Below are 16,572 nucleotides of genomic sequence, written 5' to 3'. Positions count from 1 at the left end.
CTCAGCTCGCGTAGCCACCCACGAGGCGCACGGCGCCGCCGTCGACGCCCTTGGCGCCCTGCTCCCAGCCGTCGCCCGGGGGCGTGCCGTGGGCGACGGTGCCGAGTCGCCAGGACGGCAGGCCCAGCCGGTCGAGCTCGGCGACGACCGCGTCGGCGGCCTGCTCGGCGACGACGGCGAAGAAGCCGACACCGAGGTTCCAGGTGCCCTCGGTCGATTCGAGCGTGGTGCCGGCGAGCTCGTTCAGCACCCGGAACACGGGGGCCGGCGACCAGGTGGTGCGGTCGAGCTCGGCATAGGAGCCCTTCGGCAGCACCCGGGCGAGGTTCGCGGCGAGGCCGCCGCCGGTGACGTGCGAGAGGGCGTGCACCGCGTCGCCGTGCTCGCCCTCGAGCAGCTCGACGAGCTGGCCCGAGTAGAGGCGGGTGGGTTCGAGCAGGGCCTCGCCCCAGCTCGTGCCGAGCTCGGCGGCGTGATCGCCGTAGCCGATGCCGGCGTCGCGGAGGATGGCGCGAACGAGTGAGAAGCCGTTGGAGTGCAGGCCGCTCGAGGAGATCGCGATGACGGCGTCGCCGTCGCGCACCTTCTCGGCGCCGAGGGCGCGGTCGGCCTCGACGATGCCGACCGCGGCGCCCGCGACGTCGTAGTCGTCGGCACCCATGAGGCCCGGGTGCTCGGCGGTCTCGCCGCCGACGAGGGCGGTGCCGGTGTCGGCGCAGGCGCGGGCGATGCCGGTGACGATGGTGGCGATGCGCTCGGGCACGACCTTGCCGCAGGCGATGTAGTCGGTCATGAAGAGCGGCTTCGCGCCGACCACGACGATGTCGTCGACGACCATGCCGACGAGGTCTTGCCCGATGGTGTCGTGCTTGTCGAGCGCCTGGGCGATGGCGATCTTCGTGCCGACGCCGTCGGTCGAGGTCGCCAGCAGCGGGCGGGCGTAGTCCTTCGCGAAGGAGAGGTCGAAGAGGCCGGCGAAGCCGCCCACCCCGCCGAGCACCTGCGGCCCGTGGGTGGCGGCGACCTGCGCCTTCATCAGTTCGACGGCGAGGTCGCCGGCGGCGGTGTCGACTCCAGCCGCGGCGTAGGACGAGTTGGCGCTCACCCTCCAAGGGTAGCGGCGGTTGGGCGACTAGAATTCAGTCATGCATGCGGGGGCGACGCCGTCGTGGGTGATCCGTGAGAATGCGGGTCGCGGAATCCTGCTCGCGCTCTATCTCCGCGAGGTGCTCGCGGTCGGGGCGCCCGCCGAGCTGCCCCGGCTGCGCGACATCGGCGCGGTCGGCAACCGAGCCCCCGACGACGGCCGGCTCGAACGCCAGTGGCGCTCGTGGTGGGACATGACCGTCGAGCCGGAGGAGCATCCGTCTCCCGTGCCGCTCGAACTCGTCGAGGCCTACGGCACCGCCATCGCCCTGCCCCGCAGCGGCGCCGAGGAACTGGCGCGTGCCGTCGTGCCGCACGCGGGCGCGGCGCTCGCGTGGGTGGAGTGGGCCGAGGAGAGCTACCGCACCGCCTCGAAGTCGCGCCGCGGCGACTCGTACCGGGCCTACGCCGGCACCATCGCCGAGCACGAGCGCGAGGTCGGCCGCCGCGCGCACTCCTTCGAGCTGAACGTCGAGGTGCTGCCGCTCGCCGAGGTCGGCGTCTGGTGGATCGGCCGCAAGACCGTCGCCGTCACCGACTCGCTGCGCAGCGACGCCGCCGCCTTCGACGACGCCATCCACCCGATCATCGCCGAGCTGGCGTAGCGCGGCTTTGCCCGCTCAGCGGCTTCAAGTATGGCTCGATGTGCTGGAGCGGTCACCTCCCAGATCGCCAACAATCTGGATCACGTTCTGAGTGAAAAGTAGGGAGGTTCCGATTTGACGCTGATCTTGCCAAAATCGCCCGCAAGCACGTACGACCCATCGACCTGCGCGAATTGATCAACCGACCCGAGGTCTGGTTCGCCGGTGGCGTCGAACGCTGCTCGGACCAAGCGATCACTCTCCCATCGAAGGGAACGGACGAGTTCAAACACGATTTCGCCTCGCCGGTAGCAGTGTTGTTCGTCCGCGTTCGGTGCCTCGTAGCCCGGATGAGCTTGAGTGAGAACTGCGTCGATGTGGACTACGAGTCGATCACCTATCCGACATATTTTCAGGACCCAACTGTCCTCCAGGTAGAGACCTTGGAGTTGCGGGAGCTCCGAATAGTCCAATTGCATATTCCTCACCAGTCCCAGACGATCGGAGTGTGATTGCCCGGGCTACGCCGCGTCACGAGGTTGCCATGCACGTCAACTCGAAATCCGAGCGGGTTGCGCATCTCGACGTGGGGCAGTTCGCTGCCTGGGGTCCTCTCACTCCCTCTCTTGATCGTAAGACGCACGACTCCATTGGAATCAGTGAATTTCACTGGCCCGTTCTGGGCCTGCGACCTTGACCATCCCTGGGCCGTTCCAAAATCGTCAAGCTCTGAGGCTTTCGCTGCAGCGCAGCAGTAGTCGATTCTCGGCACCACTCACGCGCATCCCGGCGTTGCCCAGCCATGCCTGGGTGACTGAATGGCCGTCAACCTGACGCCGCCACACGTTCCACACTTTGAGCGACGCATTCGGCCTGACACTCCGGAGGGAGACAACCACGTTGCGCGGTGCCGTATCGGTGCACAACACCAGGCCGTGGATGCCTTGCTCCTCAGCTACATCGAAGGCGCCACCACGAATTTTCAGCCGAAGGCCCTGCACGAGTGCCTGCGCGGCGCGCACGAACGTGACTGCCAGCGAACGCGGAACCCGTTCGAACTCGTAGACGCCATGAACCAGTTCGCCGTCGTACTGAATCGTCGTGGAACGACGCTCCGCAAACAGCTCAGCGAGCTCAACCTTTGATTCCCCTCAGTAGTCAGGATGAGGGTACTGGTCGACTGCGGCATGGTCCTGAGGCCAGCGCGGAATCCCCCGCCCACGGCGAGGCCTCAGATGGACCTGCGTCGCCATCCACCAGGGCCCACATAGGGCTCCCCGCGCCACACGTACTTCCACTGCCCGTCCCGCTCTCCGATTTCAATCGCTCGCTGCCACCCGCTCACGGTCAGCGGGAACTCGAGGTACGGGTCAGATTGGAGCTGTTCGAACGAAGCTCCGCGGGTCGCCGACCAAATCGCGTGCATCGCAGCGGGGTCGGTCCCGTCGATCTCCCGGTTCTGAACGTAGTCAATGACGTCCACCCAGCCCGAGTAGACGAGCTCAGAGGCGATCCCCAACGCGATCATGCGCATCAGCTCGTCTTCATCGCTCCCCGTGCGCAACATCGCGATTCTCGTGAGTCCAGCCATGCTGACGTAGCTCTCGCTCGCTTCGAGCAGCGCCTGCTCAACGAGCGGGAGCCGAAGCTCCGCCTCACCCATCCGACCACCTCCATCTCTCACTCGACGTGGACTTTCTCCTGGACCTTCGTTCCTGGGAACGTGAACTCGATGGTCTCGCCGCCTGATTTTGAACCTTCTCGCCATTGCACACGAGTCCCGTCCGGCAGACGATACTGCTCGATCTTGTACTTCGGGCCTTCGACAACGCGGTCCTTTTTCGCACCTTGCGTCCAACGGAGAAAGAGCGCCTTGAGTTCCTTCTCCGAGTTCACCACATACCCTGTCGTTCTACCGGGGGTCAACGAATAGAGGTCGGCACGGATCGACTGTGCTGTCGCCTCCCCACCGGTCATCCCTCGATTTCCCGCAAGCGCGCGCATGCCCAGTCCGGCCAGGAGACTCAAGACGCCAACCTCAATGGCGTCCTGAGAGGATTCGCGTAGCGCTTGGTCAAGGGGGAGTGGAGCCGTAGCCCCCTCGTCAGCTGGGAGATCAACGGTTGGCACGATTCCACGCGCCGCCACATACGCATCGGTGACCGCGGCTTGGTCGGCTGCCTTTGCCTGCTTCTGCCGATCTTGCTTGGCTCGGTAGCCGGGCGAGTGGAAGTCCGCATCAGCGCTGGGCTCGGACACCCGCAGCCCGCTTGGGTCGCTCATGCTGGTCGGGTTGTTGTTCGCGTACGCGTACCCGTTCCACTGCTGCGGATCCGCGAGATCCAGCAACGGGTCCACGCTCAAGAACCGGCCCAACGTCTCGTCGTAATAGCGGGCGCCGAGCAACGTCAACCCCGACCCATCACGCGTCAACCCGAGGAACTGCCGATCCCCCGGCACCGTCCCCGCCCCCGACCCGCCACGGGCCGCACCGAACGGATCCGTGTACATCCGATCAACCTTCGTCGTATCCGGCCGCTTCGTGTTCGGCACCGACGCGACCGGCGTGCCATGCGCATCCGACACCAACGACGACACCCCAGCAAGGCCAACACCCACGCGCACCGCGACCGTCGCCCCACCGAACCCGTAATAGCGGGCCGCCGACACCGCACCCGAGGCGCTGATCGACACCTCCTGCCCACCGGGCAGGTACACCGTCACCCCCGACGCATCCGAACGCACCACCCGGTCACCATCCGCCGAATACACGAACGACGACCCGGACCCGCCCGACGCACCAGACCCGCCCGACTGCAACGACACCAGCTCGGACTCCGCATCCCAGCCCAACTGCGACGACACCCCAGCCTCAGTGCGCGACACCATCCGGCCCGCCCCGTCGTACCCGTACGACGACGACACCCCCACACCACCATCAACCGACACCGACGCACCGGTCACCGCATGCACCCCGGCACCACCGCCACCGTGCGTGTACGACGTCTCAACGACCCCCGATGAGCCATCCGCGGCATGCACCGACTTGCCCGTACGGTTGCCCACCGGATCGAACTCGTACTCCACCCAATACGGTGCAGCCCCACCCACCAGGTTCGGGGCCACCTGATCCGCCCGACGGTCGCAATTCGCGTCCACCGCCGTCCACGCCAGATCTAGGCGGCGCAGCCCGTCGTAGCCGAAGCACTGATTGTCATGCTTCGCCGCACCCGTCAGCGCGGTGTTCGTCGGCCGATCCAGGATCGCCGTGACATTGCCCGCCGGGTCGTACCGGTACTCGAGGTCGAGCTCCGTACCGTTCACCCGCTCACGATCGAGCGCGACCCCCACGAGCCGGTTCGTGCCGTCCTCGTAGTCGTACGTCACCGCCGTGCCGAAGGTGTTGCCCAGATCCGTCGCCAGCAGGCGGCCGTCCGAGCCGTAGCGGGAGTCCGCGACGTACACGCCCCAGCCGAAGCCGCCGCCCATCCACGACGGCCGCGACGCAGCGTCGAAGTTGGTCGTGACGATCTCGGAACCGAGCACGGGCTTCGCGACGCCCTGCTCGCTCACGCTCGGCAGCCGGGTCTGCGCGGGCTGCCCGTCGGCGGTGTACGCGTAGCTCGTCGTGAACGTCGTCGTCGCCAGGCTCGTGTACGGCGCCACCTCGGGCAGCACCGTCGCGACCTCGAGCGGACGGTACGCCGCGTCGTACACGCGGGTCTCGTTCGTGAACCGCAGCCCGGCGGGCGTCACGCGGGTCGCCGACGACACCGGCCCGATGAGGGCGCGCCCCGACTCGTCGACGGCCTGGTCGTACTGCCACTCGGCCCGCACCGCACCAGTGACCGAGCCGTCGCGCATGCTCGTGCGCCGCCCGAGCGGGTCGTAGGTGTACGCGAGGGTCTCGCCGGCACCGTTCGTCGTGGTCACGACCCGGCCGAGCGCGTCGTACGTGCTCGTCGTCGTGCCGCTGTCGGGGTCGCTCGCGGCCGTGCGCTGACCGGCCCAGTCGTAGGCGTACGTCCAGACGTTGTCCTCGGCGTCGGTCATCTTCACGAGCTGCCCCGCGGGGTCGTACTCGTACGTCGTCGTCTGCTGCGTGAGCGCCCGGACCTGCGCCGCGCTCGTCGCGGTGCTCGTCTCGGGGTCCCGCTCGTACTGGGTGAGGCTCACCGTCTTGCCGCGGGCGTCGACCCGCGACTCGGTAGGCACGGCGCCCAGCGGCGGGATGACGAGGGTGCGCGAGCCGTCGTATACCGTGCTGGTGCGCCACTTCTCGTAGTCGGGGTTCGAGGAGGTGCCGACCCAGAAGATCTCGTCGGTCGTGCGCCCGGCACCGTCGTACTCGAACGTCGTGCTCGACGGCGGTACGGCGATCGGCACGAGCGCCTTCGCCGCGGGCACACCCGTGGCGAGCCACTGGCCGGTCGACGAGTCCACCCGGCCCGCGGAGTCGTAGTACGTGTGCGTCACCATGCGACCGCGCGCGGCGGCATCGGCGCGGTCGTTCGCCCCGGCATCCGACCCCTCGGCCTGCGTCTGGAACGGGCGCAGCAGCCCGTCGTAGAGCACGACCGCGGCATGCTGGCTCGTGCCGTCGGCGCCGAGGGTGCGGGTGAGCACCGCGTTCAGCCCGTTCGTCGCGACCGTGTACTCGTACACGACCGACGCCGGGCCGGGAGCAGGATGCTGCGGGTACCGCACCGCGGTGCGCCGGCCGAGCGCGTCGTAGCTGGCGCTCGTGATGCGTCCGTTCGCGTCGGTCGAGGAGGAGACCGTGCCCGTCAGCGGGTTCAGCGCCGTCGCCGTCGTCGCCCCGCCCAGCGGGCCGGGCCCGTCGACGTCGGGCGTTGTCACCGAGGTGTGGGCGAGGAGCCCGCCGGGCGAATGCTGGTACGCGGTCGTCGTGAGCTGCCCCGCGGCATCCGCTACGACGAGGGCGCGACCGCGCTCGTCGTAGGAGCGCACCTCGCTCTTGAGCTCGAACGTCGCGCCCTGCGCGTCGTCCGGATCGAGCGCGAAGGCGCGCAGCAGCCGTCCGGCGCCGTCGTACTCGAAGCGCTCGCTGCCGACGAGGTCGGCCGGCCGCGACACCGGCTGGCCGCACGCGACCGAGACCCGCTCCCTCTTCGACGGCAGCGCCACCCGGTGCGCCGTCACGAACGTCGGATTCGTGTCGTGCGCGTACTCCGTCGTGGTGCACACGTCGTCGGTGGCGAGTGCCAGATCGCCGCGGTCGTCGACCGTGCGCAGCTGCGAGTTCGCGTCGAACGTCGACGCCACTCGGGTGTGCCGATCGAGCGCGCCGGATGCGTCGTAGACGAAGCCGTCGACCGTGGTCGAGGGCACGCGCGTCGCCTCGCGGCCGCCCGAGCCCGTCGCGACGACGACGGGCGCGCCGTGCGTCGTCACCTGTTCCGAGACGAGCCGTTCGCCGTCCTTCGACACCGAGGAGAACACCTCGCCGCGGTAGCGCTCGTGGTCGTCCGTCGTCACCCGCGCGCCGCTCGGGCCGGCCGCGAGCGTGCCGCCGAGGCCCCGGTAGTAGCTCGCCTGGGAGACGGATGCCTCGTCGCCGGTGCCGACCGTGGTCGTCACCGTCGGGAAGCCGCGGAACTCCGAGTACGTCAGGTCCTCGGCGATGAGCGTCGCGCCGCTCGGCTTCGCCCAACCCGCCCCGCCCGAGTAGGCGTACGCGGTCGTCTTCGAGAGCGACCCCGTGATGAGCTCGCCCGGCGACCCGCCCGTCGGCGGCACGCCGTCCTCGACGATCGTGTTCACGACGTACTTGTGGAAGTAGTCGATGCGGGGGTTCGCCTCGCCGTCGGGGTGCCAGCGCACCGGGAAGCACAGCCGGTCGTTCGTGCGCTGCGCCGTCTCACCGGTGCCGGGCACATCGCCCGGCGCGCAGCTCGTGCGGTAGTCGACGCTGATCGACGCACCGGACTCGGTGCGCACGTTCGTCATACGGTGGCGTTCCATCGCCGGGTAGCCGTCGTTCGCGGCATCCACCCGGTTCTTCAACGCCGTATACGAGAAGCGGTTCGGCGGCAGCTGCACGTCGTCGGCCGTGCTGTCGGTGCCGCCGTGGCCGGTGTGCCGGATCGACTCGAGCCGCAGCATGACCCCCGTCGCGTAATCGATGCCGATGCCGTCGCCCTGCGCGACGAAGCGCTGGCCGAGCTCCCAAGAGTCCACCGGGCGGTAGCCCGAGCCGTCGTGCGCGAACGTCGCGATCTTCGCGAGCCGGTGCCGGTCGAAGAACACCGGCGCGGGCGTGCGGCAGTCCTCGCCGACCTCGCACTCGAGGTCGGTCGGGGTGTCGGGCCAGGTCTTCGAGTCCGGGGCCGCCTGGCCGGGCGCGCAGAGGCCCGCGGGGTTCGACACGTCCAGCACGCAGCGCGGTGCGTTCGTGAACTCGACCTTCGCGGGCGCCGGAGTCGTGCGCTCCTCGCCCGCGCGGGTGCCGTACTCGATGCGCGAGAGGCTGCCACCCGAGGTGTACGCGACGGTCTGCGCCGTCGGGTTCGCCGTGTAGTCGTACACGTAGCGGTTCGTCTCGGTGGAGTAGAAGTAGGTCATCGAGTTGCCGGAGGCATCGACGACGTAGTCGAGGTTCCACCGCCAGACCTGATCGCAACGCGAGTCGGCGAAGGCGGCCTGGTTGCAGCGGTCGGCAGGGTGGTTGCCGTACACCGGCACCGTCCACGCGGAGTTCAGCTCGACGTCGTCGGCCGAGCGCTTGCCCCGGCCGAAGAAGTACTGCGTGCCGTCGACCGTGGTGACCTTCCAGTACTCCTTCGCCTCGCCGCCGTTCCACGCGCCGGTGAGCAGCTCGACCCGGGTGCCGTCGTCCTGCTTCGGCAGCCAGCGGCCGCCCTCGCCCTTGATCAGCTCGACCGCGGCGCCCTTGAACACGAGCGTCGCGTTCTCGGGACCCCAGCAGAGGTCACCGCCCTCACGGCCGGCGTTGTTCGCCGCGCCGCCGTCGTCCTTCGTGCAGGCGCGGTAGCCGCGCTCGACGAAGCCGCCGGGCACGTCGAAGCCCTCGCCGACCCAGCCGGACTGGTTGTTGGCCGAGGGCACGCGCCCGTCGGAGGTCGCCGAGGAGTACCCGATCGCGAGCTGCGGGCTCGGGCCGGCCGGCACCGCGGGCACCCGCATCGGGTACGACCAGGCGAAGCCGCCGGTCGAGCCGGAGGCGCTCCACGTCGAGGTCGGCGACAGGCTCGTCGCCGACCAGTCGCCGCCCGGACCGGCGACGCCCGCCACGACCGCGAGCCGTGCCGGCCCTCCCGTCGCGGAGAGCGTCGCAGAACGGGCGGCGGATGCTTCGCCGCGCTCGGCCGCGCGGGCGGCGAGCTCCCCGCCGCCGTCGGGGGCCTCGCTCGTCGGGGCGTCGCTCCCGGGAGCGTCGCTGGCCGGCGCCTCGGGCGTCTCGGTGGCGGGCGCGTCGGTGGCCGGGGCCTCCGTCGCGGGAGCGTCCGTGGCCGGCGTCTCCGTGCCGGGCGCCTCCGTGGCCGGCGACTCCGGCGCGGGCTCGCTCGGCGGCGCGACGACGGCGGGTCCCACGACCGGGACCTCGGCCGAGATCGTCTGGGTCACCGGGTCGTTCACCGTTTTCAGCGGGATCGGCGCGCACTCCGGCGCCTCCGCCGCCTCGGGCGGACAGTCCGGCAGCTGCAGGAACTGCAGCCGCGAGGCCCAGTCGCCGCCGCCGGCTCCGCCGAACGCGGCGTAGGAGAGCTTCAGCGATACCGAGGCATCCGCCGAGGCGGCTCCGCCCGCCGCATCCTCGATCTCGAGCAGGAGCCCGTCGACCCCGGCGGCCGCCGCGCCCGCGGCGTCCGCGACGCGCACCGTGACCGAATCTGGCGAGCTGCCGTCCTCGGCCGGCGCGACGATCGCGCTCATGCCGCCCAGGTCGATCTCCACCCCGGCGTTCGCCGCCGAGAATGCGCTCACGCCGGTGAGCTGCACCGTCTCCTCGTCGGCCTCGGGCAGTGTCGTCGGCCCGACGGCGAGCGCCGGCGCCTCCGGCTCGCCCCAGTCGCCGCCGAGCTCGGCGCCGTCGACCGGCGCGGACTGCTGCAGCCGCTCGAACGCGGCCTGCAGGTTCTCCTCGCGCGTCTCGCCCGCCGCGGAGGGTGCGGCGCCCGCCGCCAGCCATGGCGCGAGCGGCATCACCATCGACGGGTCGAAGCCGACGACCAGCGCGAGCGCCGCCGCGACGGTCAGCACCGCCTGCCGCGACCTCGACGCCCCGTTGCGCTGGCCCATGACACCCGCCTTCCGCATCCGCAGATTCCGTCGCCGGGCGCCCGCACCCGTTCCCCCGCGCATCACTCGCCCACCGTCGGGTCGACCGCGTTCACGTCGCCGCCGAAGTCGCTCGGCTCGGCGCCCTGGCACATGCGGCGGATCTTCGCCTCCGAGAGCACCTGCCCCGAGAACACGCGGACGTCGTCGATGGCGCCCGGCCAGTAGTCGAGCGGCTGGCCGTTGTACTGAGAACGCCCCACAGTGAACGGCCCGGACGCCTGCCAGGGGGTCGCGGCCCGCGAGGTCTGCGACTTCTTCGGCACCGCGGTAGTGGGGCGTTCCGGGGTTCCGACCGGACAGGACCAGATCGCCGTCTTCTTCGTCGTCGCATTGTGCTCGGCGACGAGCAGCACCCATTCGTCGACACGCACGGCCTCCGACGAGGACACGACGACGCTCCCCGGATTCGCGAGGACGTCGGCGTTCATCATGCTGAAGCGCCAGCATCCCCTGCCGTCGATGCCGTTCGGCGTGGGGCACGACGAGGGGTGGTACTGCACGTGGAAGCCGGAGTTCTTCAGCCCGTCTTGCCCGAGCGCCGTATAGGCCTTCCCCGAGTTGAGCGCCGCAGCATCCAGCCGCACGAACGCCGAGACCGTGAACGACTTGCGGGTGTCGACGACGGGTCCCGCCGTCGCCGCGAAGTCGTTCACCCCGTCGAAGACGAGGGCGCCATCGCCGGCACGTGAGCCGAACAGCTCCCGCGGCCCGGTCGTCCACTGCGCTTCACCGGCGAGCAGGAGCGGGTTCTTCTTCGCGACCCCCGACGAGTCGGTGGCCGTGCCGTCCTGCGTGGCGTCGTCGAAGGTCCAGACGCCGTCCTCCTCCGGGAAGGCGACGTCGAAGGTGTACGTCGTCGTCGCCGACACGTTGCCCGCGCGGTCGATCGCGACGACGTAGAGCGAGACGGGTCCGGTCTTCGTCGGCGTGTACGTCACCGTGGCGGTCGCCCCGGTCACAGCCGTCGTCGGCGGATTGGTGCCGAAGCCGTACTTGTAGGACGCCACGTCGCTCGCCGTCGAGCTGAGGGTGAACGCGCCGCCGATGCCGACACCGCCGCGTTCCACCCCGCTCGCGTAGACGGCGGGCTGCCCCGTCGCCACCGGCACTACCTTTGGCGCCGCCGGCTTGCTCGTGTCGATGGAGAACTCGCACACCGCGGTCGACCATCCCGACCATTTCGAGCCGTCCGTCACGGTGACGCGATACTGGTAGGCCTTCCCGTTCAGAAGCTTGCCGGTGGGGACCGCCATCGTGAACGTCGACCCCGAGGCCTTCGCCGCGATCGGGCGGCTGTTCCAGACCTCGTTCGTGGTGCCCTGATCCACCACCGAGAACTCGGCTTGCACGTTGCCGCCGTCAGGATCGGTCGCCACCGCCGAGATGGTCGGCGTCGTCGTGGCGATCATCGGTCGGCCGGCTCCGGCCACGCACGCGCTCGCGGGCGAGGCGAGCTTCACGTTCGTCGCTTTGTTCGGTGCCCGGTTGTAGCTCACCGCGAGCGTGGCATCGTGCGCGAAGCGCTTCCACCCCGCCATGGACGACTCGTCGCTCGCCTTGAGTCCCAGCGTGATCGCGGTCCAGTTCTGGTCGGCGAGTTGCCGGATCGCCGCCGTGGCGTCGAACTCCTTCCACCCCGCGGTTCCGCAGCTGCTCCGCTGCGAGCCGGTGACCGAGCCGGAGTACAGGCCGACACCGAGCGACCCCCACGTGGTCGAGGAGTTGATCCACCCGGACACGAACAGGTCCGTCGTCGCCGCGTTGCAGTTGTACGAGTGCACCCCGTTCACACGGAACTGCGCATTGATCACGTCGCCGCCGACCATCGCGCCGATCGTCTCCATGCCGGTGAACTGCCAGGCCAGTCGAGCGGTGAAGTTCGCGTTGCACGACGAGTCGGTGCAACGCCCGTTGCCTCCGTCGATCGGATCGGTCCACTTGTAGATCGAGCTCGAGAAGCCGCCGGTCCGCACCAGGATCCAGTCGGCCGGCCCCTTCCCGCTGAAGCTGGGGTCGATCCGCACGGGCCACACGGTCGCCGGATCGGCGAGCATCACCGGGTCGGGGCTTACGATGACCCGCCCGTCGACGGCGGTGACCGGCATGGTCGCGACGCGATCGCCCGGCATGGGGTTCAGGCCGCGCTCGGCCGCTGCGAGCTCCGGGTCGCCGAGCCCGCTCTCACGGTCGGGCCCGTTCGTCGCGGCGGCGCCGCCGTCGGCCGGCTCGTCGCCCGAGGCATCCCACATCACCGAGGGCGGCGACGAGAATCGCACCTCGTCGCGCTCGTCGAGCACCTCGATCCCGCCCTCCGCGGTGGTGGCGACGCGGAGCCCCTCGGAGACGACCGTTCGGAACGCGACGTCGATCCCCTCGCCGGCGTCGCCGCTCGCCTCGCGAGCGGCGACGAGCGCCGCCTCGAACCGCGCGGCTGCCGCCGGGGAGTCGAGCACGACGATCGGGGTGAAGCCCGTGGCGTCCGGGCTGACCGTCACCTCGAGTCGGACACCCGCTTCGAGCTGGTACGTCGCCCGGGCCCCATCGAGCTCCGGCTCGGGCAGCTCGAGCGGGAACCACACCTCGAGGCGTTCGCCGCCGTACTCGATGACGCCGAGCGGTCGAGGCTCGCGCGCCGGCTCGTCGCCCGCGCTCAGCGAGAGATCGTAGACGGGCGCGGCGACCTCGATCGACTCGCCGCCCTCCGCGACGACGAGGGTGCGGTCGAGGTCGACCCACTCGCCGTCGCGCTGCACCTGGTTCGGCATGACCGAGAAGTCGGTCCGGGCGGCCCCGTCCGCCGTCGCCCAGGTGCGCTCCCACGGCGTCCGCGCGTCGGCGACCTCGACGTCGATGCCGCAGGCGTCGGCGAGTGCCGCCGCCGCGTCGACGGTCTCGGCCGACGGCACCGAGCAATCGGCGCCGCCGGCCTCATCGTCCGTCCCGCGCTGCAGGCCCAGCGAGACGACGACCGTCCCGGACACGACGACCGCGAACGCGGTCGCGCCCGCGACCCACCACTTCATCCGCCGTGCACGACGGCGCCCCCCAGCACGCAAACGCGTTGCCCCTCCGAGTCGAGATGGAACGAACCGCGGTGCCCGCGGCCCCACACCTTCACATCCACCCGGTAGGTCCCCCGATGCTGAGCATGTACGCGCAACCGAACCAGAACGCGCGGTACGCAAACAAGACCCCCGAAAGGGGGGTCACCTCTCCGCTTCTCCGATCGAATCGGCATAGGCGACCATTCCGGCCCGCGTTTCGCGAGCGCATCCCCGCCCCGGCGCCCCGGACGCGGGCGTCGCACATTCGAGCGGCCCAGATGGGATTCCAGTTCTCCGGCGGCAATGCATGAATCCCATCCAGTCACCAGCCCGTGCGAGACTCGAACGCATGAGCATCTGGTTCGGCGAGCCCTCCCTTGAGTGGGCCAACTCCCGCAGCGACGGCACCGCGATCAGGAGCCTCGGCATCGAGATGACCGAGCTCACCGAGGACTCGCTGAAGGGGCGCATGCCGGTCGACGGCCGCACGCGCCAGCCCGGCGGGGTGCTGCACGGCGGGGCATCCGTCGCCCTCGCCGAGACGCTCGCGAGCTGGGGCGCCAGCATGACCGTCGACCCCGAGCAGTTCTACTGCGTCGGCATGGAGATCAATGCGAACCACGTGCGCCCCGTCGCCGACGGCTGGGTCTACGGGGAAGCGCGGCCGCTCACGCGCGGCCGCACCACCCAGGTCTGGGATATCCGCATCACCGACGAGCAGGGCCGGCCGGTCTGCATCTCGCGCTGCACCATGGCGGTGCTGCCCATTCCGTCGAAGTACTGATCCGAGGCCGGCCTCAGCCGGCGAAGACCTCCCGCAGTCCGGGCCAGGCGGCGGCGCGCACGTAGACCGGCACCCGGTCGATCGGCACCTCGACCTCGAACACCCGGTCGCCGGCCACCGGTTCGCCTGTCCAGGCATCCACCCAGTCCCCCGGCGGCAGCGCCACCTCGTGGCGCGACTCGCCCTCCGTCACGACCGGCGAGACGAACAGCTCACGACCGAGGAACCACTGCAGCGGATGCGTCCACGCGCTCTCGAGCCCGGGGTGGTCGAAGTACACCGGCCGCATGAGCGGCACCGAGCTGCGGATCGACTCGCGCGCCTCCGCGGCGAGGTATGGCACCAGCCGCTCGCGCAGCTGCGCGAGCTCGCGGAACACGGGCAGGACCCGCTCGTCGCCGGACTGCTCGGCGATGTTCCACGGCGTGCGGTCGCGCGACGGCGCCCGATGGTGGTTGAACTCCGAGTGGTATTGCATGATCGGCACGAACACCGAGGCGGCCGTCGCCCGCAGGTACAGCTCCGCGCCCGGCACCGGGCCCGAGAAGCCCGCGAGGTCCCAGCCCCAGTAGAGGATGCCGCTCGCCGCCGAGGACAGCCCCGCGAACATCGACCAGCGGAACGCCTCCCACGTCGAGTTCTCGTCGCCCGCCCAGAACGCGCCGTGCGCCTGCGAGCCCGTGAAGCCGGCGCGGCTGAAGGTCACCGGCGACTTGCCGGCCGAGCGCAGCAGCTCCCCGTACGCCGCCGCGTAGGCGACGGGGAAGCGGTTGTTCGCCTCGTCGCCGCGGCTGCCGTCGAGGGAGACGAGCTCGCGACCCCAGGCGTGCTCGCCGCCGTCGGTCTTGAAGCCGTCGATGCCGAGCTCTTCGACGAGGTAGCGGCGTTTCTCGGTCCACCAGCGGGCGGCGCGCGGATCGGCGAGGTCGGGCATCAGCGACAGCGGGAACCACCAGCCCCGGTTGCGGTACGGACGCAGTCCGCCGCGCCCGTCGGGCTCGCGCAGCAGCACGCCCTCGCGGATCGCCGCCTCGGCGTCGGCCTTCGCCTGCCCCTCGGGGTGCGGGCGCAGCTTCATCAGCGGGATCTGCCAGAGGTGCACCCGGATGCCTCGGGCGTGCAGCTCGTCGACCATGCCCTTCGGGTCGGGCCAGGCGCCCTCGGCGGGGAACTCGAAGTCCGCGAGCCGGTGCGGCGCACCGTCGGCGCGCACCTCGTAGCGCGCGTCGCGGAACGCGGTGAAGGTGCGCTCGTCGCTCCACGCCTCGATGACCACGGAGCCGACGGGCACGTCGTGCTCGCGGTGCAGATCGAGCTGGCGCATCACCTCGGCCTGCGTGTTCCACTCGTTGCCGCTCGCCCAGAGCCGGAACACCCAGTCGGGCAGCTCCTCCGGGCGGCCGACCTCGTCGAGGAACGCGCCCAGCACCTCGGCGGGCGCGCCGTCGTACACGGCGAGCTCGACGACCGGCTCCTGCGCACTCCCGGCCGGGGCGTCCGCCGCGTCCACCTCGACCTCGACGACGAGGCGATCGGCCCGGGACTCGCCGAGGTCGTACCAGCTGCGCCGCGAGGTGCGCACGTGGAAGCCCCAGCCGGCGCCGCCCACGACGTGCGCGAACGGCATCGGCAGATACGTCTTCCGCTCGGCGCCCTGGCTCTTGTACTGCTCGAAGACGACCGCGTCGAGGCTGCGCCCGCGGTGGTCGAGCGCGTCGAAGCGCTCGCCGAAGCCGGTGACGTGCTCGCCCGGTTCCAGCGGCAGGTCGAAGCGCACCCGGTGCACCCGTTCGCCGTCGGCGAGGAGGCGCACGCTGCCGGGCACGAGCCGGTCGTGGCCGAGCACCCGGACGAGTGCGTCGGGGGCGGCCCGCCAGCTCGCCGGGGCGACGTCGAACCAGCGGGTGCGCTGCGCCCGCCCCGCGGCATCCAGCCCGGTGAAGCGGTAGCGCAGGCGCGAACCGGCCGGCGGCGCCGCGATCGTCGTCGCCCAGCCGCCGGCCGCGCGGGCGAGCCGGGCCTGGGCGGAGGCGAGGTGGCCGCCGTCGACGAGCTGGCCGCGCGAGCTCCGCGGCACCCGGCCGAGGGCGATGGCCTCGGCGGACTCGACGCCGTCGGCGTCGGTCACGACGAGCTCGAGCTCGACCGACTCGATCTCGGCGCTCGCGCGCACGCCCAGGGCGAGCGGCTCGCCCGCGAGCGGCAGCGCCGGGCGGCGCTGCTCGGTGTCCTCGGAGTACGGATGCCCCGAGCCGAACGGGCGGTGCCGGATCACGCGCGCACCCCCTCGTCGTCGCCGAGCTCGACCGCGAGCCGCAGCAGCATCGCGTGGCTCCACAGCAGGGGCCGCGCCACCGGCCCCCAGCGTTCGACCCACTCGGCCACCCGCTCGGGGGCGAGCAGGTGCTGCCCCACCTGCTCGGGCATCGCGCCGTCGGCGTCCGCCGTCGAAGCGGCCCAGGCGAGCAGCTCGCGGGCCCGCGCGAGCTCGCCCGCACGGGCATGCGCGATCCCGAGGAAGCACGACAGCAGCGGCCACTGCCCGCCGCCGTAGAAGGTGTCGTCGAGATAGCGGTGCACGCCGTCGCCGACCGTGAGCTCCCGTTCGAGGCGCTCGATCGTGGCCCGGCCGAGCGGGGAGCCCGCCGGCACCACGTCGAGCAGGCCCACGACCGCGCCGAGGCTCGCA

General features: G+C 70.9%; 8 protein-coding genes and 1 pseudogene. 3 read left to right on the top strand and 6 right to left on the bottom strand.

Going from position 1 to position 16,572, the window contains the following annotated elements:
- Position 1 precedes the first annotated feature (1 nt).
- The gene (gene purM / locus IEY71_RS00080) at positions 2 to 1,105 is read right to left on the bottom strand and encodes a phosphoribosylformylglycinamidine cyclo-ligase (RefSeq protein WP_189083290.1); all 1,104 of its coding nucleotides are present in this window, start codon (positions 1,103 to 1,105) and stop codon (positions 2 to 4) included.
- Positions 1,106 to 1,145: 40 nt separating this feature from the next.
- On the opposite strand from purM, the gene IEY71_RS00075 reads away from it, so the two are divergent.
- Both IEY71_RS00075 and IEY71_RS00070 read left to right on the top strand, forming a co-directional pair.
- Complete coding sequence (locus IEY71_RS00075; protein ID WP_189083289.1) at positions 1,146 to 1,751, top strand: zinc-binding alcohol dehydrogenase; 606 nt, start codon at positions 1,146 to 1,148, stop codon at positions 1,749 to 1,751.
- 797 nt (positions 1,752 to 2,548) lie between these two features.
- Positions 2,549 to 2,875, top strand: coding sequence for a hypothetical protein (locus IEY71_RS00070; RefSeq protein WP_189083288.1), 327 nt, complete (start codon positions 2,549 to 2,551; stop codon positions 2,873 to 2,875).
- 86 nt (positions 2,876 to 2,961) lie between these two features.
- Here IEY71_RS00070 and IEY71_RS00065 read toward each other — a convergent pair whose 3' ends face one another.
- From IEY71_RS00065 to IEY71_RS00055, 3 genes are all read right to left on the bottom strand, one after another.
- Positions 2,962 to 3,393, bottom strand: coding sequence for a type 2 periplasmic-binding domain-containing protein (locus tag IEY71_RS00065; protein ID WP_189083287.1), 432 nt, complete (start codon positions 3,391 to 3,393; stop codon positions 2,962 to 2,964).
- Between the two features lie 17 nt (positions 3,394 to 3,410).
- Complete coding sequence (locus IEY71_RS00060; protein WP_189083286.1) at positions 3,411 to 10,013, bottom strand: RHS repeat-associated core domain-containing protein; 6,603 nt, start codon at positions 10,011 to 10,013, stop codon at positions 3,411 to 3,413.
- Between the two features lie 62 nt (positions 10,014 to 10,075).
- Complete coding sequence (locus IEY71_RS00055; RefSeq protein WP_189083285.1) at positions 10,076 to 13,078, bottom strand: LamG-like jellyroll fold domain-containing protein; 3,003 nt, start codon at positions 13,076 to 13,078, stop codon at positions 10,076 to 10,078.
- A gap of 370 nt (positions 13,079 to 13,448) precedes the next feature.
- Between IEY71_RS00055 and IEY71_RS00050 the strand changes: the two genes are divergently transcribed.
- Complete coding sequence (locus IEY71_RS00050) at positions 13,449 to 13,883, top strand: PaaI family thioesterase (RefSeq protein ID WP_189083284.1); 435 nt, start codon at positions 13,449 to 13,451, stop codon at positions 13,881 to 13,883.
- Between the two features lie 13 nt (positions 13,884 to 13,896).
- Here IEY71_RS00050 and IEY71_RS00045 read toward each other — a convergent pair whose 3' ends face one another.
- Both IEY71_RS00045 and IEY71_RS00040 read right to left on the bottom strand, forming a co-directional pair.
- Positions 13,897 to 16,158, bottom strand: a complete 2,262-nt coding sequence (locus IEY71_RS00045; RefSeq protein WP_189083283.1) for a glycoside hydrolase family 31 protein — start codon at positions 16,156 to 16,158, stop codon at positions 13,897 to 13,899.
- Positions 16,155 to 16,572, bottom strand: a pseudogene (locus tag IEY71_RS00040) (hypothetical protein); the annotation flags it as partial. The pseudogene IEY71_RS00040 and the gene IEY71_RS00045, both read right to left, overlap by 4 nt.

The sequence above is a fragment of the Agromyces mediolanus genome (assembly GCF_014648575.1).
In the GTDB taxonomy this organism is placed as follows: Bacteria; Actinomycetota; Actinomycetes; order Actinomycetales; family Microbacteriaceae; genus Agromyces; species Agromyces mediolanus.
This window is presented reverse-complemented; position numbering and strand designations above follow the sequence as displayed.